Raw genomic sequence first — 18,605 nt, 5'->3', positions numbered from 1 at the left:
CACTCTCGTTTTTTCTAAGGTTTGCCATCATGTTGTCGCCATTCACGCTCGTCCTAACCGGACAATCCCTCATCCATCATGATGTTCGGCAGGTCACGGACGAGAGTTTTGCAGCAATCAAGGAGAGGGTCCAACAGGCCGACATCGCGTTCACAAACTTCGAGACAACAGTTTTCGGCCGGCACGGCGGATGGCCGATGAAGGGTTCCTATTTCGGCTGCTCGAAGCCCGAGGTGTTGGATGCATTGAAAGACATTGGCTTCAACGCTTTGGCGCTCTCCAACAACCATGCCTTCGACCTCGGTCCACCCGGCATCTTGTCGACGCTCGAAGAGGTGGCGGCGAGAGGTTTCCTCCACGCGGGCATTGGTGTCGATGCAACGGATGCGCGCCGGCCAGGTTTGAAGGCGGTCGGCCCAAGGACGGTGGCACTTGTCGCGATGGACGCGGGACCCGGACCGGCGACGATGTACGCTGCGGATGCAACGGATCGGTGCCCATCACGGCCTGGCGTGAATGGGCTCGACGTCTCGAGGCTGTTCGAGGTCGACCATGCGGCCTTTGCAAGCCTGGCCGGTATTCAGAAAATCTTTCGAAGCAATCCCATGGAGCGGGCCAACTATGCCCAGCCGCACGATCCACCCACCCTTCGGTCCGAGGGTGAGATTGATTTTTACGGCACCGTTTTTCGCCGAGCCGCGGACAACAGGCGCCGGATCGTCGTAGACGAGGCGAACCTGCAAGACCACCTCTCGACGATCCGCCGGACTGCAACGGAAGGGGTATTCGTTATCGCCTATCTCCACCATCATCACTGGGAACCGAGCTGGCGGGAGGTCCCTGCCTGGGTTCAAGCGCTTGCCCGCGCCTGCGTCGATGCGGGTGCGGGCGTGTTCGTCAGCCATGGCGCTCCGGTCCTGCAGCCGATAGAAATCTATCGTGGCGCGCCTATCTTCTTCGGGCTCGGCAATTTCCTGTTCCATTTGCATGAAGGTGAGGTCAACTGGAGTTCGCCGGAGGTCTGGAAAAGCGTCGTAGCAACCTGCCGCTTCGATGCCTACGCCAAATTGCAGTCGATCGACCTTCTGCCAATTGTCATCGGCGGAGAGCGGATGCTGGATGCCAACAACTATCATGACCGCATTTTTCCGGTTGGAGCATTAGGCGAGTTGGGCACTGAGATCCTGAGGGACTTGGCGGTCCGCTCAAAATTGCACCAAGTATCCATCGACGTCGATAAGGGTTGCGGGATTGTCCGATATCAGCAGTGATTGAAGGAAAACGGGCTGACTGGCGACGGAGGAGGTCTGAGTGTCGCCGCGATTTCCCGGCGCGAGGGCATAGAAGATCCCGATGGCTGCAGCGCGAAGCGTTGGCAACTCCGTTAAACCGCCACCGGCGTCCGCAACAGCATCGAATAGGCAGTACACAAAGCGTTGACCCGCATCTTCGAGATACCGCCATGCCTTGAGATATGTTGCGAGGAATAATTAATGGACCTGCGTCATCTCCGATATGTGGTCGCGGCGGCCCGCAACGGGAGCTTTAGCGCAGCCGGCCATGAGTTAAATGTGCGGCAGCCGATTATCAGCAAGCGGATCCGGGAGTTGGAAGACGAGCTAGGCGTCTTTCTGTTCGACCGTTCGACCGCTGGTGCGCGTCTTACGCCCACTGGAGAGGAATTCGTAGTCGGCGCCAGGCGCATCGTTGACTCCTTCCAGAGACTTTCGGACCGGGCAAAGGCGAGCGGGGCGGGAAAGACCGGCCGCATGGTGGTCGGCTTCCACAAGTCGATGTCATCAGGCTGCTTCCGCGCTGCCTTGAAGGCCTTCCGCACGAAATACACCGGCGTCGAAGTGGAGTTGATGGAGGCGTCCTACGTCGAGCTAAGGGCCGGCGTCATGTCCGGAACAATTGATCTCGCCATCGTCCTTGGCGACAGGGGCAAGACCGAGTTCCTCGACTCGATGCCGCTCTGGTCCGCCCAGTTGGTTGTCGCCCTACCTGAAGATCATGTGCTTGCCGAGAAGTCCACGATCTACTGGTCGGAATTGAAGGGCGAGCGGTTCCTGATCAGCAATGATGATCCGGGCCCCGACATCCGCAATGTCATCCTTCGCCATCTTGCCGCGCCCTCTGATCACCCGGACATCATCATGCGGCAGTTGAGCCGGGAAAGCATGCTGGGTGAGGTCGCAAGCGGGCAGGGCATCAGCCTCCATTGCGAACGCATGCAGCTTGTTCCGGAGCATGGCGTTGTCTTCCGGCCCGTCCATGACGGTAATGGTGGCATCCGGCTCGGCTACATCGGCTGCTGGCGGCCTGACAATTCCAACCCCGTTCTTAAGAACTTCTTCGAGACCTTCCGATGCTTTGATTGATTCTCGCGACGCTGTCGTCACCGGTGGTCGACGAGGCTGGCACAAGCACGACGACGCAAGTATTTTTGCGAGCGCCTACGCTCTGCTACGGGGCTCCAGATTATCTTGTTGCCGGACGCATATTTCTGCCTTTCTTGATTGTCCCCATTGCGATCCGCCGCTTGGCCCGATCGCCGAAAGCGGGGACCATATGGCGGGACAGCACCACCATAACCAGGAAGCGATCTCGCGCGGCGCGCGCATGTTGCGCACTGCGCTCGGGCCTGCCATCGCACGCCATCTCGAGGATCCCGCCGTCGTCGAGGTGATGCTCAACCCGGACGGTCGGCTCTGGATCGACCGGCTGAGGGAAGGGCTGGCGGATACCGGCGAGACTTTGCTTGCTGCGGACGGCGAGCGCATCGTCCGGCTCGTCGCCCACCACGTCGGCGCCGAGGTTCATCCTGGAAGCCCGCGCGTCTCGGCCGAGCTTCCGGAAACCGGCGAACGCTTCGAAGGGCTGCTCCCGCCCGTGGTCGCTGCCGCCACCTTCGCCATCCGCAAACCCGCGGTCGCCGTCTTCACGCTCATCGACTATGTCGCGGCCGGCATCATGACCGCGGCGCAGGCCGAGGTGCTGCGGCTTGCCGTGGAGCGGCGGAAGAACATTCTCGTCGCCGGCGGCACCTCGACCGGCAAGACGACGCTCACCAATGCGCTGCTGGCCGAAGTCGCCAAGAGCGCGGATCGCGTGGTGTTGATCGAGGATACGCGCGAACTGCAATGCGCCTCGCCCAATCTCGTCGCGCTGCGGACCAAGGACGGCGTTGCCTCGCTTTCCGATCTCGTCAAATCGTCGCTGCGCCTCAGGCCCGACCGCATCCCGATCGGCGAGGTGCGTGGCGCCGAAGCGCTCGATCTCCTTAAAGCCTGGGGAACCGGCCATCCGGGCGGCATCGGCACCATCCACGCCAATACGGCCATCGGCGCGCTTCGGCGCCTGGAGCAGCTGGTTCAGGAAGCAGTGGTGACGGTGCCACAGGCGCTGATCGCCGACACGATCGACCTCATCGCCGTGCTTTCCGGCCGGGGTGCTGCGCGCCGGCTTGCCGAAATCGCCCTCGTCGACGGGCTGGACCCGGCAACCGGCGACTACCGCACCCTCAACGCCCATCTCCCAACCGACCGCCAACCCCTCCCGAAAGGAGAAGAGGAATGATCTTGTCCGCCACCTCCCTGTTCCACCTGTCCCGCCGCCGCTTCCTGCAGGCGACGGCGCTCGCGTCCATCATCATCGTGACAGCACTGCCAGCATACGCCTCCGGTTCGTCCATGCCGTGGGAGGAGCCGCTGGAAAAGATCCTCGAAAGCATCGAGGGACCGGTCGCCAAGATTGTTGCCGTTATCATCATCATCGCCACGGGCCTCGCGCTTGCCTTCGGTGACACATCCGGCGGTTTCCGGCGGCTGATCCAGATCGTCTTCGGCCTGTCGATCGCCTTTGCCGCCTCGAGCTTCTTCCTGTCCTTCTTCTCCTTCGGCGGCGGAGCGCTGGTCTGATGGCGGCGTTCGGCTCTGACCACGAGGAGATCCGTGGCTACTACGCGCCGGTCCGCCGGGCGCTCACCGAACAGATCCTGCTCGGCGGCGCGCCGCGGAGCGTGGCGATCGTCAACGGCACGCTTGCCGGCGCTGTCGGCTTGGGCCTTCGCCTCTGGCTCGCGGGCCTGGCGATCTGGGCGATCGGCCACTTCGCGGCGGTCTGGGCGGCTAGGCGCGACGCGCAGTTCGTCGACGTCGGCCGCCGGCACCTGCGCTATCCGGCGCATCTGGGCGTGTGAGGTTTGGCCATGTTGAACCTTGCCGAATACCGCAAGAAGAATGCCGGCCTCGCCGATTTCCTGCCATGGGCGGCGCTGATTGCGCCCGGCGTCGTCCTCAACAAGGATGGCTCGTTCCTGCGGACGGCGCGGTTTCGCGGGCCCGACCTCGACAGCGCCACGCCGGCCGAACTGGTAGCGACGACCGCACGGCTCAACAATGCGCTCCGCCGTCTCGGTTCCGGTTGGGCCACCTTCGTCGAAGCGCAGCGCAATCCCGCCAACGATTATCCCGAGAGCCTGTTTGCCGATGCTGCCTCCGCTCTGGTGGATGTCGAGCGGCGTGAACAGTTCGAGGAAAGCGGCTTGCTTTTCGAGAGCAGCTATTTCCTCACTTTCGTCTGGCTGCCGCCGGCCGAAGAGGCATCGCGCATGGAGAGCTGGCTCTATGAGGGCCGCGAACAGTCCGGTGTCAATCCGTGGGAGCTCTTGAAGGGCTTCGTCGACCGCACAGACCGGGTGCTGCACCTCATCGAAGGCTTCGTGCCGGAAGCCGCGTGGCTCGATGACGCGGCGACGATCACCTATCTGCATTCGACCGTCTCGGTCACACGCCAGCGCGTGCGCGTTCCGGAGACGCCGATGCATCTCGACGCGTTGCTCGCCGACCAGCCGCTCGCCGGCGGGCTCGAACCGCGGCTCGGCGATTTCCATCTGCGCACTCTGACGGTCATCGGCTTTCCGACCGTCACCTTTCCCGGCATTCTCGACGATCTCAACCGGCTGGCCTTCTCTTACCGCTGGTCGACCCGCGCGATCATGCTCGACAAGACCGACGCGACGCGGCTGGTGACGAAGATCCGGCGGCAGTGGTTCGCCAAGCGCAAGTCGATCGCGGCGATCCTCAAGGAAGTGCTGACCAACGAGCAGTCGGTGCTCGTCGATTCCGACGCCGCCAACAAGGCAACCGAGGCCGATGCCGCTCTCCAGGATCTCGGGTCCCACCAGATCAGCGAAGCCTATGTCACCGCCACCGTCACGGTCTGGGATGCCGATCCGCGCATCGCTGAGGAAAAGCTGCGGCTCGTCGAAAAGGTCATCCAGTCCCACGACTTCACCTGCATCGCGGAAACCGTCAACGCGATCGAGGCCTGGCTCGGCAGCCTTCCCGGTCACGTCTACGCCAATGTCCGGCAGCCGCCGATCTCGACGCTCAACCTCGCCCACATGATCCCGCTCTCGGCGGTCTGGGCCGGGCCGGAGCGTGACGAGCATCTCGATGCGCCGCCGCTCTTCTATGCGAGGACCGAAGGCGCGACGCCCTTCCGCTTCTCGCTGCATGTCGGCGACGTCGGCCACACGATGGTGGTTGGTCCAACGGGCGCCGGCAAGTCGGTGCTGCTGGCGTTGATGGCGCTGCAGTTCCGTCGCTACGAGCACAGCCAGGTCTTTGCCTTCGACTTCGGCGGGTCGATCCGTGCGGCCACACTCGCCATGGGCGGAGACTGGCAGGATTTGGGCGGTGCAATCTCGGATGCAACGTCCTTCCTCAACATGGTGGCGCTGCAGCCGCTCGCCGGCATTCATGACACGCCGGAACGCGCCTGGGCGGCAGACTGGCTGGTGGACATCCTGATCCGCGAAGGTGTGCCGATCACGCCTGATGTCAAGGAGCATCTCTGGACCGCTCTGACCTCGCTTGCCTCCGCGCCAGTCGCGGAGCGCACCATCACCGGTCTGACCGTGCTGTTGCAGTCGACGGCGCTGAAGCAGGCGCTCCGACCCTATTGCATAGGCGGTGCCTATGGCCGTCTGCTCGATGCCGAGATGGAATGGCTCGGCAATGCCTCCGTCCAGGCCTTCGAGACCGAAGGGTTGATTGGCACCGGGGCGGCGCCTGCCGTGCTCGCCTATCTCTTCCATCGCATCGAGGCGCGCTTCGACGGCCGTCCGTCGCTGCTGATCATCGACGAGGGCTGGCGGGCGCTCGATGACGGCGGCTTTGCCCAGAAGATCAAGGAATGGCTGAAGACGCTGCGCAAGAAGAATGTCAGCGTCGTCTTCTCCTCCCAGTCGCTCGCCGACATCGAGGCCTCACCGATCGCGCCGGTGCTGGTCGAAAGCTGCCCGACGCGGATCTTCCTCGCCAATGAGCGCGCCGTCGAGCCGCAGATCACAAACGTCTATCGGCAGTTCGGCCTCAACGACCGGCAGATCGAGATCGTCGCCCGCGCGACGCCGAAGCGCGACTATTACTGCCAGTCCCGGCGCGGCAACCGGCTGTTCGAGCTGGGCCTGGGCGATGTGGCGCTTGCGCTGTGCGCTGCCTCCGACAAGGCCGCCCACGCCGCGATGAATGACCTGGTCGAGGAGGGCGAGCGGCCGCGCTTTCTGGAGGCTTGGCTCCCCGCCCGGGGTCTCCGTTGGGCTGCCGGTCTCATTCCGGTTCTCACCAACATTGCTGAGCCGACGCCCGCTGTGGCCAGCAATCCTGCCGTCCATCCCACAACACTTAAAGAGGAGATCATGCCATGATCCGTTTCGTTTCCCGCTCTCGCCATTCCGGCCGCGCGCTTGCCTTGGCCCTTGGCGCCACCACGGTTCTGCCCCTTGCTGTAACGCTCGCGCCGCAACCGGCCCATGCGTTGATCGTCTTCGACCCGAAGAACTATACGGAAAACCTGCTGTCTGCCGCCCGGGCGCTGGAGCAGATCAACAACCAGATCACCTCGCTTCAGAACGAAGCGCAGATGCTGATCAACCAGGCGCGCAATCTGACCAGCCTGCCGACGTCGATGCTCTCTGAGATCGAGGGCAACTTCTCCGAGATGAAGAGCCTACTCGATCAGGCCGAGCAGCTTGCCTACAACGTCCAGAACATCGACCAGCAGTTCAGCAGCACCTACGAGACCTTTGCCGCCGGCAAGACCAACGAGCAGCTTATCACAGCGGCGCGAGAACGGTGGCAGCAATCGGTCTCGGCCTTCGAGGATTCGCTGAAGACGGGCGCCGTTGCGGTCAGCGGCATCGCCAGCACCCAGGCCCAGACCTCGACGCTCGTCACCGCCAGCCAGTCCGCCGTCGGCGTGCTGCAGGCCGCCCAGGCCGGCAACCAGCTGCTCGCGGTGCAGGCGAAGCAGATGTCCGATCTGACTGCCATACTCGCCGCGCAGGGAAGGGCGGAAGCGCTCGAAAAGGCGCGCCAGGCAGCCGCCCAGGAGCAGGCGCGCGAGCAGTTCAGCCGCTTCATGACCGGCACCGCCTACAGCCCGTCCAGCGTCCAGATGTTCCACCAGTAGGAGCACCGAGACGATGGACCTCAAGATCGCCGCCCGGATGACCGCTGTCATTGCCATTGGAGCAGGACTGACCGCGACGCTCATGGCAATGAGCCAGCAAAACGGCCCGGAAGAGACCCCCGTCTTCCGGCCGTTCGATCCGGGCGGCGAGCCTGAGACCAATCGGGCACGACAGGAGCTGTTGCGTTGCCGTGACCTCGGCGCCGAGGCGCTGAAGGACAGGGGCTGCCTGAAGGCCTGGATGGAAAGCCGGCGGCGCTTCTTCAAGCCTTCTGACACCGACAAGCCGACCGCCCCGGCATCCGGAGCCGGCGCCGATGTGACGGTGAAGCCATGAACACCGGCATCATCGATCGCTTCCTGGAGACCTTCACCTCCTATATCGACTCCGGCTTCGGCCTGCTCGGCAGCGAGGTCGCGTTTTTATCCTCGACGCTGATCGCGATCGATATCGTGCTGGCCGGTCTCTTCTGGGCCTGGGGTGCCGACGAGGACGTCATCCAGCGGCTCATCAGGAAGACACTCTATATCGGCTTCTTCGCCTACATCGTCGGCAACTTCAACAGCCTTGCCCGGATCGTCTTCGAGAGCTTCTCCGGGCTCGGCCTGAAAGCCGCCGGATCCTCGCTTTCCAGCACCGAGCTCCTGCAGCCCGGCCGCGTCGCCCAGGTCGGCATCGATGCCGGCAATCCGATCCTTGAGGCCGCTGGCGACCTCATGGGCTATGTCAGCTTCTTCGAGAACTTCGTGCAGATCTTCGTGCTGATGACCGCCTGGGTCATCGTACTCGTCGCCTTCTTCATCCTGGCGATCCAGATTTTCGTCACGCTGATCGAGTTCAAGCTGACGACGCTTGCCGGCTTCGTGCTGATCCCCTTCGCCTTCTTCAACAAGACCGCCTTCCTCGCCGAAAAGGTGCTCGGCAACATCGTCGCGTCCGGCGTCAAGATCCTGGTGCTCGCCGTCATCGTCGGCATCGGCTCCCGCCTCTTCAGCGAATTCACCGCCGGCTTTTCCGATCAGCCGACCATCTCCGAGGCGCTGTCGCTGGTGCTCGGCGCGCTGGCGCTCATGGGCCTGTCGATCTTCGGGCCGGGCATTGCCACCGGCCTGGTGTCCGGCGCGCCGCAGCTTGGCGCTGGAGCAGCGGTCGGCACCGGTCTCGCCGCGGCCGGGCTCGGTTCTGCCGGCTATGTCGGCGCGCGTGTCGGCATGGGTGCTGCGGCCGGGGCGGTTGGTGGTGCCGTGCGGGGAGGGACGGCCGTCGCCGGCGGCGCCAGCACCGCCTATGGCCTCGCCAGCGCCTCGTCCGAGGCGGGCAGCGCCGGTCGCACCGCGGCAGGTTTGATCGGCGTGGCCAAGGCGGGCGCCGGTTTCGTCACGGGCAAGGCGAAGGAGGCAGCCGGCCGTTCGAGCGAAACGTTGCGCTCCAGCTATGGGGCAGGGCAATCCGCAGCCTGGAAAGCCACGGGTGGACAGAACGAGGTCGGCGCCGGCGCCTCCGGCATTGCTGCCGAGACAGCGGGCGTGACCACGCAAACCTCTTCGCCGCCGCCATGGGCCGAGCGCATGCAGCGCCGGCAATCCTTCCATCACGGCGTCAGCACCGCCGCCCATTCCGTCCGCTCCGGCGACCACGGCGGCAGCTCCATGTCCGTTTCCCTCAATCAGGATGACCGAAGATGAACCCCTTCAAACGCGCCTCCGTGCGCTATGCCCGAACGCCCGAGCCCGAAACCCCTTACCAGAAGGCAGCCCAGGCCTGGGACGAGCGGATCGGCTCGGCCCGTGTCCAGGCGAGAAACTGGCGGCTGATGGCCCTCGGCTCGTTGGCGCTGGCAGGCGGATTTGCCGCGGCCCTCATCTGGCAATCGACGCAGGGGACGGTGGTGCCCTGGGTGGTGCAGATCGACAAGCTCGGCGAAGCTCAAGCGGTGGCACCGGCGACCGCCGACTACAAGCCGACCGATCCCCAGATCGCCTGGCATCTCGCCCGCTTCATCGAAAACGTCCGTTCGATCCCGGTCGATGCTGTGATCGTCCGCCAGAACTGGCTCAGCGCCTACGAGTTTACGACAGACCGCGGCGCCGTGGCGCTCAACGACTATGCCCGCGCCAATGATCCGTTCGCCAAGGTCGGCAAGGCGCAGGTCGCCGTCGATGTCTCCTCCGTCATCCGCGCCTCGCCCGAGAGCTTCCGCGTCGCCTGGACCGAGCGCCGCTACGAGAACGGGCAACTGTCATCGACGGAACGCTGGACCGCCATCCTCACCGTCGTGATCGAACAACCACACACGGCCGACAGGCTGCGTGCCAATCCGCTCGGTGTCTACGTCAACGCCATCAACTGGTCGAAGGAGCTTTCGCAATGAAGGGGGCAACAGAAACAAGCATGAACAGGATCCGGTCGAAAAGAGCCATTGTGCTCGCGATGGCATTGCTCGCAGCCACCGCGCTTGGCGGCTGCGCGAAAAAGTACATCCCGCCCGAGATCGACTATGACGATGCCGCTCCGGCGGTGAAGCTTGCCGATCCGGTCGGGCCGGTGAAGGTGGTCGAACTGGCGAAGCCGCTTCCGCTGCCCGGTCAGCTGAAACCGATCGACGACGGCAAGAAGAAGCAAGAACCCTCCGATCCGAAGATGCGGATCGTCGCCGCCAACGAGGCGGCGCGCATGCAGCCAGTCCGTGATGGCTTCATCAATGCCGTGCAGGTCTATCCCTACGCCCTCGGCGCGCTCTATCAGGTCTATGCCGCACCCGGCCAGGTGACCGACATCGCGCTGCAGCCGGGCGAAGAGCTGGTCGGCGCCGGCCCCGTTGCCGCCGGCGACACGGTGCGTTGGATCATCGGCGATACCGAAAGTGGCACCGGCGCGGCCAAGCAGGTGCATATCCTGGTCAAGCCGACGCGATCCGAGCTGCAGACCAATCTCGTCATCAACACCAACCTTCGTACCTATCATCTGGAACTGCGCTCGACGGAAAAGACCTACATGGCTTCAGTCTCCTGGCAATATCCGGCCGACCAACTGATCGCGCTTCGGCGTCAGAACAGCCGCGCTGCGGAAACGCAGGCCGTGGCGAGCGGTGTCGACATCTCGAAGCTCAATTTCCGCTACCGGATCGAAGGCGACGCTGCGCCCTGGCGGCCACTGCGCGCCTTCGACGACGGCTCAAAAGTCTATATCGAGTTCCCCTCCGGCATCGCCCAGGGCGAAATGCCGCCGCTCTTCGTCATCGGCGCCTCGGGCAATTCCGAGCTCGTGAATTATCGCGCCCGGCAGAACTACTATGTCGTCGATCGTCTGTTCGCGGCGGCCGAACTGCGGCTCGGCGACAGGGACAGCCAGCGCCGTGTGCGGATCGTCCGAACCGATGGCCGCCGGATTGCCAACCGCACGGCGCTGTTTTCCGCGGAGAAAAGCCGATGACCGGTGCTTCCGACCTCAAGGCGGAGTTCCGGCTCAGGCCGGAGCCGCCGCGTGTCACCCGCCTGTCGCGTAAAGTTCTGATCGGTCTTGGCGCCGTTTCGAGCCTTGCCATCGCCGCGGCCCTGTTCTTTTCCCTCGACACCGCCCGGCGCGACAGAGAGACGCCGGACGAACTCTACAACACTGAAAACCGTACGCCGGCGGATGGCCTAGCCAACCTCCCGAAAGACTACACCGGCATCCCGAAACTCGGCCCCGCACTTCCCGGCGATCTCGGCAAGCCGATCCTGAAGGCTCAGGAGGAGGGCAAGCCGGTTGTCGTGCCATCGATCCAGACGCCACGCGCCGATCCGGAGGAACAGCGCCGGCTGGCCGAGATCGAGGCGGCACGCGTCGCCAAGCTGTTTACCGACAGCCGCGGCGAGCGCACGGACGACAATCCGGCGCTCGATACGCGAAAGAGCACGACCGACCCAAATGCCTTGCTGACGCAACCGGATGCGGTCCCGCCACTCGACGCCGGGGCGGCGCAGAACATGCAGGACCGCAAGCTCGCCTTCGTTAATGCCGAAGCCGACCGGCAAACCGTCAGTCCTGACCGGGTCGAAGAGAAAGCCTCGCCCTATGTCTTGCAGGCGGGGTCCGTGATCGCCGCGGCACTCATTACCGGCATCAAGTCCGATCTTCCTGGCTCGATCACCGCCCAGGTGACGGAAAACGTCTATGACAGCCCAACCGGCTCCCATCTCCTTATTCCGCAAGGCTCGCGCCTGATCGGCCAGTATGACAGCCAGGTCGCCTTCGGGCAGTCGGGTGTGCTCCTCGTCTGGAACCGCGTCGTCATGCCGGATGGCACATCCATCGTGCTCGAGCGTCTGCAAGGCACCGATCCGCAGGGCTTCTCAGGCCTCGAAGACGAGGTCGACTATCACTGGGGCCAGCTGTTCAAGGCCGCGGCACTTTCGACGCTGCTCGGTGTCGGCACGCAGATCGGCAGCGACGACGAGGAAAGCGAGATCGCGCAGGCGATCCGGGAAAGCGCGCAAGGCACGGCGTCGAATGTCGGCCAGCAGATCGTCAGCCGGCAGCTCAATATCCAGCCGACGCTGACCATTCGCCCAGGCTTCCCGGTCCGCGTTATCGTCAACAGGGATCTCGTGATGCAGACCTACGGTCCGAAGAGGGAGCCGACATGACCAAGCTCAAGCTCTCCGCGCTTCCGGATGATAAGCCTGTAAAGGTCACCGTGGAATTGCCGGCGGCGGTGTTTCGGGATTTGCAGGCCTACGCGGCGATTCTGGCGAAGGCGAATGGCGAGGCGTCACCACCTGATCCGGCCAGACTGATCGTGCCGATGATCGACCGGTTCATGTCCAGTGATAGGGACTTCAAAAAGGCGAAGCGAAGTTACCCACTGCAGCCGAATAACGCAGATCCCGCCACGTAATGTCAACTTTCGGCTTGAGCTGCCGTAGTGCCTGGACTTCAAACAGCCACAAATGAGATCGACTTGGTCTTGGCCGCTCATTCATCAGCGAACGAAGCCGTTAGATTTGGTTCACCCGCTGGCTTCAGTGAAATTTGTAGGTCGGCCAGTTCTGCGACCACATCATATTCGAAGCCTGAAAACAGGTTGATCAACTCATCTTGGCGGGGTTGACCGAATGCCAATCGATAGGTCGCCAGAGACTTCTTCAAATTCTCGTAGCGCTCGACCTCTCTACTAAACGGGGGGATGAGCACAACGCGCTCAATTTTTTCGTCGCCGGGGTATACCCAGAACGGCACGATATCGCCGGCGCGACCCTGCGCGATCTCTCGCTGCCGGGCGGCCTCGAACATGTTCTCCCAAGGGGCGACACGACCATCCTCGCTCAGTGCGAACTCGCCGAACTTGAAAGCAATGTTGCGACGGACAGCATGGTTCTTAAAACGATGGACTCTGCCTTCGCGCTGTTCAATGTCGACGGGATTACGCGGCAGGTTCCAGTGAATGATCCGCGCACAATAAGGATGGAAATCCAGGCCTTCTTGACCAATCGAAGTTGTCGCCAGTACGAACGGGCGGAAAGGGGATTTGAAGGCGGCTTGGACGAGCGTCGTGCGGCGGACACCTTTTTCATCCTCCGCTTTTGTCGCAAATCGCATCGCAAAACGCGCTCGCACCTCGAATGTCTTGTCGTGCAAGCGTGAGCGCCCGGCAGTCCAGTGATCCAGCGTTATCTGAGCCGGCCGCAATGCAACAACTTCGACGACCTTGGTAGCAACCAGTCCCGCGCGTCTATCCGCTTGCAGTTCGACGCCGCGCTCAGCGTCGAGGACCAGTTGGAGATATTCATCCAAGACTGCGGACAAATCGTGCGCGGCGGCATGCGCAATGATCTGGCGCCAATAGTTCAGGGGCGATGTCTCTCCCAACAACGCCCGGCTTTCCGGCTGGTTATACAAAGTCCGGAAGCCGAGAGCGATCGCGACTGCCGCTCCGACGAGAGCAGGATCGTCTAATGGTAGCTCCGGACATAGGCGACCAAGTGCTCGAAGGGCACAAGTTGCTGGTGATCCAAGGGCAAAGTCTGCGAGTTTGTCGTAGACATCTCGGGCATCTTGATCGTCGGAATGCTCTTCGGCTTCGAGCGCGTTCGTGAGCACATCAATGGCGCGCGCCATTGCCCCATGTTCCTCGTGGCCTTCGTGCTCGATGGCGCCCACCCTGCTCCAGTCCACGCGTCTACCCAGCTCATCCTCCAGGTTGAGCGGGAGGAGTCGATCGGATCTTCCGGACAGACGCAATAGTTGTTCTTTGTCGATGTGCTCGGTGAGCACTTCAACCGCCTGGCGGCGCAGCTCCTCATAGCTTGCCGCACGTCCAAACCGACGCTCCATTGCCAAGGGGTCTATCCACGCCGCCAGTGTGGGGGAGGGGCAGAGCATTGGCATCATCTCCTCGATGCCAATTGGGCGGCTGGTGCGGCTAACCAGATCGCTCGTCATGCCCATGCGACGGCTTGCTTCATGCGAGAGAAGTGCAGCGATCGCGTCCGGCACCATCGACCAGTCTGAAAATATGAGCGACTTCGTGGCCGGGACCTGCTCTCCGTATGTTGGTCGAGAAGGCGGAAGCCACAACGCGCGATCAAGTCCGTGCTGGAAGGCTGTGTCGGCCACCGCGCGCATTCTCGCGTTCCTCAGCGGAATCTCAGCATAGCCCTCGACCTGCTCCTTGCTGATCAGGAACGGAGCAGCAGCCTTGATTGCGCTGCGCAGTTCGCTGGAGGGCTGCAGTTTCAGCGTCTGTAGTTTCTGGCGAAGCTTGTATTCACGCATGAAATTGAGCAGGTATGGCGACGACTTCCAATACTCGACGATACCCGGCGCGCCGACAATGGCCGCCACCTGGGCAATAGCCTTCGCCTCCTTAAGATCCTCCGTCTCGATCATCAGCTCTGGCTTGCTCTCCCTAACCAGAGCATTGCGGTCGTCGGTGGAATCCACGCGCTCGGTCCGAGCGATGACCTCACCCAGAATTTGCTGTACACGGTCACGCTGTGCTCGGACGTGAACTCTTGTTTCTGGCATTGCCTGCAACGCACGGCGGAAGCCTTTAAGCTCGTGTTCGAGTTCCTTAATCCGCACGTCACCATCTTCTTCCCCGAACAAGAAGCGCATGGTGCGCAAGAAGTCACTGTAGTGATCGCCCTCTTCCGGATCGTCGCTATTCAATGTCAGCATGCGGTATGGTGTCGCTGATAGTAGCAACAGGCGGGCTTTCGAGCCGTCGGCGCCGGAGTAGGAAAAGAGAGCACGGGCAAGCTCCGCCGCGGCTGCCTTTTCCGGCGCCGACCGCTCATCGTGCTCGTGCAGCAGGTCGGCAAACCGCTGAAATTCGTCGAGGATGATCAAGTCCGGACTTAGCGCATCAACGCAAATCCGGGCCAGGATACGGCGCAACTCACCAATCATGGCAGCCGGCCGCTGATCGGGTGGGAAGTTTGGATTTCTTTTGCTCCTCGCCAACTCCGCGGCGGCACGAATTCGCTCTATGAATTCATCTCCGACGGCGGCGTTAAAATTCTTGGCGATTTCTTCAGAGATTTCCTGGCCGCGCATCCAGTCGGTCCAGCCGGGCCAGTTTTCCGCATCGACACCTCCACGGAAGACTCGCTGTATGCCCCTATGCCGAATACCGAGTCTCTTCCTCAGCATCTCGTAAATGAGGGCCCGTTCCCTTGCGGTACCCAACGATGACTTGAGATCGAGTGCCGTTCCCGGGGTGAGGCTGATGAGATTTACTGGTCGGGAGGCAATCCCGCCATCCTGCTCGATTTCGAGCGGAAGCAGGGTGAGACGGGTATTCAACGGTTTTGTCGCCGAGCCGATGACGTTGAGCGACTTGATGTTCTGCTCGGCGATCGCCTGATTTGAGCAAATGTAAACGACGTCGATACGATCGACCTTGCCCGTCAGCTCTTCAATCGCTTTCGCAATGACACCTCGTGCCACCATGGTCTTACCAAGACCGACCTCATCGGCGACGAGAAACTGCCTCGTGGTGCGCGGGTCAGTGAAAAGACGCCGAAACACATAGTTGACCGTGGCTCGCTGAAAAGGCTTGAGCAGCTTCAGATGCTCGTCTGCTTGGTAGGTCATTTTCGGGTGTCCATGGTCGTCACGAGCGGCGCAAAGCTCGCCCACAACTTGAGGAAGTCTTCGGGGACGATGCTCTTGCCCGTGTCTGGGTCTTCCAGGTGGTCGATGAGCCGTTCGATCTCGGCAAGCTCGTCGCTAGCGAGCGCAAGAGCCCGCACCATTGGCTCCAGCAGCGCGTTTCCACCTTGACCAAATCGTCGAAGCCACTGGCCTTCGCCCGCCTTGTCGCTCTCCAGGAAACTGCCTTCACCCAAACTTCCGAGAAGCATGCTCAGATAGCGGAAGAAATTCTCGACATTGGCAATGTGCGCCCGCAGTACTGCAGCGTCACGGCCTTCGGGCAGGCCAACGAGCCGGGCGCCCAAAGTAAAGGCAATCTCGACGCCCGTTTCCTCGTCCCGGATCCGCATTCCCAACCAACGTGTGACATCGCTCAATGGAACAGTGCTCACAGCCATCCTCGGGGTCCTACCGGAAAGCAGGGGTGCTGCGTCGTAGCCCTGTTCATTCGCAACCGTGATCGGCCGAATAAAACATTTCACGCCCGATGGAATTTCGATCTGAACCGTTTTGCCGGCAATGGCCAGTTCGAGGCCAAAGCCTTCACCAGATGGTGTGCAGTGGAGATCGAGCGGTAGTGCTGCGATCTTGGTGCGCAATTTTTCCAGGACCTTTTCAGCAACCGCAGCAGCATCCTGCTCGATTGGCGCTGACGGCACATAGGGCGTCAGAAGGCGCTGAAACCCATCCGAATACAGTGTCTCTGCAATAGAACCCATGCGGCTTTTAGGACCATCGAGGGTCGCCATAACTTCTACGTTTTGCGTGCGCCCGCCGCGTGCGGGCACCAGTGCGGCGGTTGTTGCGTTGGCAGAGCCAAGGTGGATGTGCAGACGCGAGCCACGTTCGACGACGTACGCCTTGGCATGCAGGCCTTCGAGATCGGCGGCACCTGGGTGGTCACGGTCTTCTTCCTCATATCGCGTCGCTCGGTCATCGAGGGTCTGTATCTCAAAAAGACTGCGAACGTCAGGCTTGATGCAGTCCAGTTCGTCAGCGCGAGCGACAAGCTGACAGGCCGAGGGTTGGTCGTAACCTTGGGAGAGTCGCGCAAGCGCCTCACTGCTGACGAAAGGCGACAGGATGGCAAGGCGGTCACCCTTTTGCGGGGACCATGCACCTGAACTCAGACCATTGACTGCGAAGCCAACCTTGGTCGCCCCTGCAGGGAGATCCTCCCAGGTGCAGCGCTCGAGGTCGCGCAATAGCGATGGAAGAAATTTTGGCGCCGCCGGACGAGTGGCCGAATTTGCCAAACCGGGAAGGGCGCGAAGAAGCTGCACAATCGGCTCATTGGTATCATTGATATGTTCTTGAACCCTGCCGTCGAGACAGAGAGCCAAATCCCAGCACCTATCATTGGTCAGGTTCCGGGAAAGAACAGCAAGCCGGATGCGCGTAGGCTGGCCCTCACGCTCGGGTTTGAAACGAATGCACCAAAGCTTGGGATGGAACGCACCGCCACCAGGAGCGGAAACTTCGATGATGGTCTTCTCGTACAGTGCCATCAGACGCGCCGCACTCGGCCGCGCCTCCTTGATGCGGCCTCTATCGCAATAGATGGCCATTCTGCCGGCCATTCGCTCAACGCTTTGCAGCAAAGCCAGTGGACTTCGCAACATCTCGTCGCGGTTCTCGGCATCTCGAAAAACGATAGTGATGGGAATGGTGAGGGCTGTTTCGAAGTCAAGCGAGTAGGTCGTCGCCACGGCGTTGTCGAACTGGTATTGATCGGGTGCCCGCATAAGCGCCGTGTAAAGCTGGCGATTTTCGGGGTCAAAAGCGGGTTCAGCCGGCATCGGCGAGTTCTCCAAGGTAGTTTCTGGAAATACCCCATCTGAAATCGAGACGCGCATCGCCGGAGGCACCCGACCATCTCTCCAGTGGCGCATCGTGCAGAAGCCGCGCCTTCAAGCGCTTGAGGCCATGTTCTCGATGTCTGAGAAGCTCGATCGCGGAGCTGTCCGTTTCCAGATTCCCTGTCCCGTCTCGCGCTATGGATGCCCACGCGCGGATAAAGTCTCGGGATGCTTTCGTTAGGCTGTGGCTTGTCGTTCCAATCAGGCTAAAGAGATCGTCAAGGTCCCAGCTGTTCAAGTCCAGCAATTCCAGCTTCGTCTTCCAGTCGTCAAGGCGCGAGCGGTAATGCTCCATCAGCGCTGGAGCATCTGCGTGCTTCTTTGCGTTTGGTCGTTCAGCAGCACGTAGCGCTAACAAGAGATTGTAGAGCAGGCTTGCGCCATACATCACGCCAGAGAACCGCTCTGCGTGTCGCAGTAGCGCGCGATTTGACTCTGAGATGGTGCTCTCGCTCACCTGCCATGGCCAATCCTGGTTAAACGGCTTTCCCGAGCGAGCCAGTTCATTCAGCAGGCTTGACTTTGCATTACTGGCGATGCGGTCTCGCAGAAAGTCCGCTTCCTTCAGCGTCAGAGCGAATGTGGCCTCCTCAAACAGATTTTCGGGCGGCTTCGGCAGGCTTGATGACCAGAGCTTCAGGTCGTGATCCTTGAGACTTTCGGGACCATAAGACAGGAAGGTTGCCTGCGAACCCATCATGGTGCGGATGCCAAGGGTATTGAGGCCCGCCCAGTACACGCTTGAGGCAAGCCGCTTGAGGTCTCGGCCCGCATCACGACCAATCACACCGATCGTCTCACCGCCGCGAAGCAGGGATTCGCTCAGACGAAATTCCAGATCGCGAGCAATGTTTGTGCGTTCTGCTTGCGTTGCCTTGCGTCTTTGCGCCTCGCAATAGGTCCAAGGAATGAACAGCATGTAACGCAGACGTGTCTGGATAGTGCTGGTCCCGGGAAAAAGAAGATCGGCAAGGCCATCGCGCACGGTTCCCAAACCGAGCTCGTCGCGAGCTTCTGGTTGTTTGAAAAGATCGATGAGCGTTTGAGCGCGTCGTCGTTCGTCCGGGTCGAAATCAATCCAAGCGAGATAGGACATGCAAATCCGTCTTAGGCAGTGAGTTAAACCG

General features: G+C 61.8%; 16 protein-coding genes. 13 read left to right on the top strand and 3 right to left on the bottom strand.

The genetic code is table 11. The annotated features are described in order from the left end of the window. Positions 1 to 29 precede the first annotated feature (29 nt). The 13 genes from EFR00_RS28595 (at position 30) to EFR00_RS28535 (ending at position 12,359) form a co-directional block, all read left to right on the top strand. Complete coding sequence (locus tag EFR00_RS28595; RefSeq protein WP_077994938.1) at positions 30 to 1,271, top strand: CapA family protein; 1,242 nt, start codon at positions 30 to 32, stop codon at positions 1,269 to 1,271. 222 nt (positions 1,272 to 1,493) lie between these two features. Further along, the gene (locus tag EFR00_RS28590; protein ID WP_077994939.1) at positions 1,494 to 2,381 is read left to right on the top strand and encodes a LysR family transcriptional regulator; all 888 of its coding nucleotides are present in this window, start codon (positions 1,494 to 1,496) and stop codon (positions 2,379 to 2,381) included. Between the two features lie 190 nt (positions 2,382 to 2,571). Beyond that, positions 2,572 to 3,579 carry a P-type conjugative transfer ATPase TrbB gene (trbB, locus tag EFR00_RS28585; RefSeq protein WP_077994940.1) on the top strand — a complete coding sequence of 336 codons (1,008 nt, stop codon included), beginning with the start codon at positions 2,572 to 2,574 and terminating at the stop codon, positions 3,577 to 3,579. Continuing rightward, positions 3,576 to 3,920, top strand: coding sequence for a TrbC/VirB2 family type IV secretion system protein (locus EFR00_RS28580; protein ID WP_077994941.1), 345 nt, complete (start codon positions 3,576 to 3,578; stop codon positions 3,918 to 3,920). Before trbB ends, EFR00_RS28580 begins: the two co-directional genes overlap by 4 nt. Next, positions 3,920 to 4,201: a VirB3 family type IV secretion system protein gene (locus tag EFR00_RS28575; protein ID WP_077994942.1), complete on the top strand. Its 282-nt coding sequence runs from the start codon at positions 3,920 to 3,922 to the stop codon at positions 4,199 to 4,201. The genes EFR00_RS28580 and EFR00_RS28575 overlap by 1 nt, the downstream gene beginning before the upstream one ends. Before the next feature lie 9 nt (positions 4,202 to 4,210). Beyond that, positions 4,211 to 6,715 carry a conjugal transfer protein TrbE gene (gene trbE, locus EFR00_RS28570; protein WP_077994943.1) on the top strand — a complete coding sequence of 835 codons (2,505 nt, stop codon included), beginning with the start codon at positions 4,211 to 4,213 and terminating at the stop codon, positions 6,713 to 6,715. Next, positions 6,712 to 7,479, top strand: a complete 768-nt coding sequence (gene trbJ, locus EFR00_RS28565; protein WP_077994944.1) for a P-type conjugative transfer protein TrbJ — start codon at positions 6,712 to 6,714, stop codon at positions 7,477 to 7,479. The genes trbE and trbJ overlap by 4 nt, the downstream gene beginning before the upstream one ends. A gap of 13 nt (positions 7,480 to 7,492) precedes the next feature. Next, the gene (gene trbK-alt / locus EFR00_RS28560; RefSeq protein WP_077994945.1) at positions 7,493 to 7,816 is read left to right on the top strand and encodes a putative entry exclusion protein TrbK-alt; all 324 of its coding nucleotides are present in this window, start codon (positions 7,493 to 7,495) and stop codon (positions 7,814 to 7,816) included. Next, the gene (gene trbL, locus EFR00_RS28555) at positions 7,813 to 9,165 is read left to right on the top strand and encodes a P-type conjugative transfer protein TrbL (RefSeq protein ID WP_077994946.1); all 1,353 of its coding nucleotides are present in this window, start codon (positions 7,813 to 7,815) and stop codon (positions 9,163 to 9,165) included. The genes trbK-alt and trbL overlap by 4 nt, the downstream gene beginning before the upstream one ends. Further along, positions 9,162 to 9,851, top strand: a complete 690-nt coding sequence (trbF, locus tag EFR00_RS28550) for a conjugal transfer protein TrbF (RefSeq protein ID WP_077994947.1) — start codon at positions 9,162 to 9,164, stop codon at positions 9,849 to 9,851. Before trbL ends, trbF begins: the two co-directional genes overlap by 4 nt. 20 nt (positions 9,852 to 9,871) lie before the next feature. Next, a complete protein-coding gene (gene trbG / locus EFR00_RS28545; RefSeq protein WP_077995000.1) occupies positions 9,872 to 10,912 on the top strand; it encodes a P-type conjugative transfer protein TrbG in 1,041 nt (346 codons plus the stop codon). Beyond that, positions 10,909 to 12,108, top strand: coding sequence for a TraB/TrbI/VirB10 family type IV secretion system protein (locus tag EFR00_RS28540; RefSeq protein WP_077994948.1), 1,200 nt, complete (start codon positions 10,909 to 10,911; stop codon positions 12,106 to 12,108). Before trbG ends, EFR00_RS28540 begins: the two co-directional genes overlap by 4 nt. After that, on the top strand, positions 12,105 to 12,359 hold the full coding sequence (locus EFR00_RS28535) for a DUF2274 domain-containing protein (RefSeq protein ID WP_077994949.1): 255 nt from the start codon (positions 12,105 to 12,107) through the stop codon (positions 12,357 to 12,359). The genes EFR00_RS28540 and EFR00_RS28535 overlap by 4 nt, the downstream gene beginning before the upstream one ends. A 77-nt stretch (positions 12,360 to 12,436) precedes the next feature. On the opposite strand, the gene EFR00_RS28530 is transcribed toward EFR00_RS28535, so the two are convergent. The 3 genes from EFR00_RS28530 to EFR00_RS28520 are packed head-to-tail and all read right to left on the bottom strand — an operon-like array spanning position 12,437 to position 18,574. Further along, positions 12,437 to 15,559 carry a helicase-related protein gene (locus tag EFR00_RS28530; protein WP_077994950.1) on the bottom strand — a complete coding sequence of 1,041 codons (3,123 nt, stop codon included), beginning with the start codon at positions 15,557 to 15,559 and terminating at the stop codon, positions 12,437 to 12,439. After that, positions 15,556 to 17,418: a phospholipase D family protein gene (locus EFR00_RS28525; protein ID WP_077994951.1), complete on the bottom strand. Its 1,863-nt coding sequence runs from the start codon at positions 17,416 to 17,418 to the stop codon at positions 15,556 to 15,558. The genes EFR00_RS28530 and EFR00_RS28525 overlap by 4 nt, the downstream gene beginning before the upstream one ends. After that, the gene (locus EFR00_RS28520) at positions 17,408 to 18,574 is read right to left on the bottom strand and encodes a DUF6361 family protein (RefSeq protein ID WP_077994952.1); all 1,167 of its coding nucleotides are present in this window, start codon (positions 18,572 to 18,574) and stop codon (positions 17,408 to 17,410) included. Before EFR00_RS28520 ends, EFR00_RS28525 begins: the two co-directional genes overlap by 11 nt. Positions 18,575 to 18,605 lie beyond the last annotated feature (31 nt).

The sequence above is a fragment of the Rhizobium sophoriradicis genome, from assembly GCF_003939025.1.
In the GTDB taxonomy this organism is placed as follows: domain Bacteria; phylum Pseudomonadota; class Alphaproteobacteria; order Rhizobiales; family Rhizobiaceae; genus Rhizobium; species Rhizobium sophoriradicis.
The sequence above is the reverse complement of the archived record's forward strand: the minus strand, read 5'-3'. Positions and strand labels throughout refer to the sequence as shown.

Coding starts and splice junctions, on each gene's coding strand:
- trbL (WP_077994946.1), top strand. CDS start 7,813: ATGAACACCGGCATCATCGATCGCTTCCTGGAGACCTTCACCTCCTAT.
- EFR00_RS28595 (WP_077994938.1), top strand. CDS start 30: ATGTTGTCGCCATTCACGCTCGTCCTAACCGGACAATCCCTCATCCAT.
- EFR00_RS28590 (WP_077994939.1), top strand. CDS start 1,494: ATGGACCTGCGTCATCTCCGATATGTGGTCGCGGCGGCCCGCAACGGG.
- trbF (WP_077994947.1), top strand. CDS start 9,162: ATGAACCCCTTCAAACGCGCCTCCGTGCGCTATGCCCGAACGCCCGAG.
- trbJ (WP_077994944.1), top strand. CDS start 6,712: ATGATCCGTTTCGTTTCCCGCTCTCGCCATTCCGGCCGCGCGCTTGCC.
- EFR00_RS28575 (WP_077994942.1), top strand. CDS start 3,920: ATGGCGGCGTTCGGCTCTGACCACGAGGAGATCCGTGGCTACTACGCG.
- trbG (WP_077995000.1), top strand. CDS start 9,872: ATGAACAGGATCCGGTCGAAAAGAGCCATTGTGCTCGCGATGGCATTG.
- trbB (WP_077994940.1), top strand. CDS start 2,572: ATGGCGGGACAGCACCACCATAACCAGGAAGCGATCTCGCGCGGCGCG.
- EFR00_RS28535 (WP_077994949.1), top strand. CDS start 12,105: ATGACCAAGCTCAAGCTCTCCGCGCTTCCGGATGATAAGCCTGTAAAG.
- EFR00_RS28540 (WP_077994948.1), top strand. CDS start 10,909: ATGACCGGTGCTTCCGACCTCAAGGCGGAGTTCCGGCTCAGGCCGGAG.
- EFR00_RS28525 (WP_077994951.1), bottom strand. CDS start 17,418: ATGCCGGCTGAACCCGCTTTTGACCCCGAAAATCGCCAGCTTTACACG.
- EFR00_RS28580 (WP_077994941.1), top strand. CDS start 3,576: ATGATCTTGTCCGCCACCTCCCTGTTCCACCTGTCCCGCCGCCGCTTC.
- EFR00_RS28520 (WP_077994952.1), bottom strand. CDS start 18,574: ATGTCCTATCTCGCTTGGATTGATTTCGACCCGGACGAACGACGACGC.
- trbK-alt (WP_077994945.1), top strand. CDS start 7,493: ATGGACCTCAAGATCGCCGCCCGGATGACCGCTGTCATTGCCATTGGA.
- EFR00_RS28530 (WP_077994950.1), bottom strand. CDS start 15,559: ATGACCTACCAAGCAGACGAGCATCTGAAGCTGCTCAAGCCTTTTCAG.
- trbE (WP_077994943.1), top strand. CDS start 4,211: ATGTTGAACCTTGCCGAATACCGCAAGAAGAATGCCGGCCTCGCCGAT.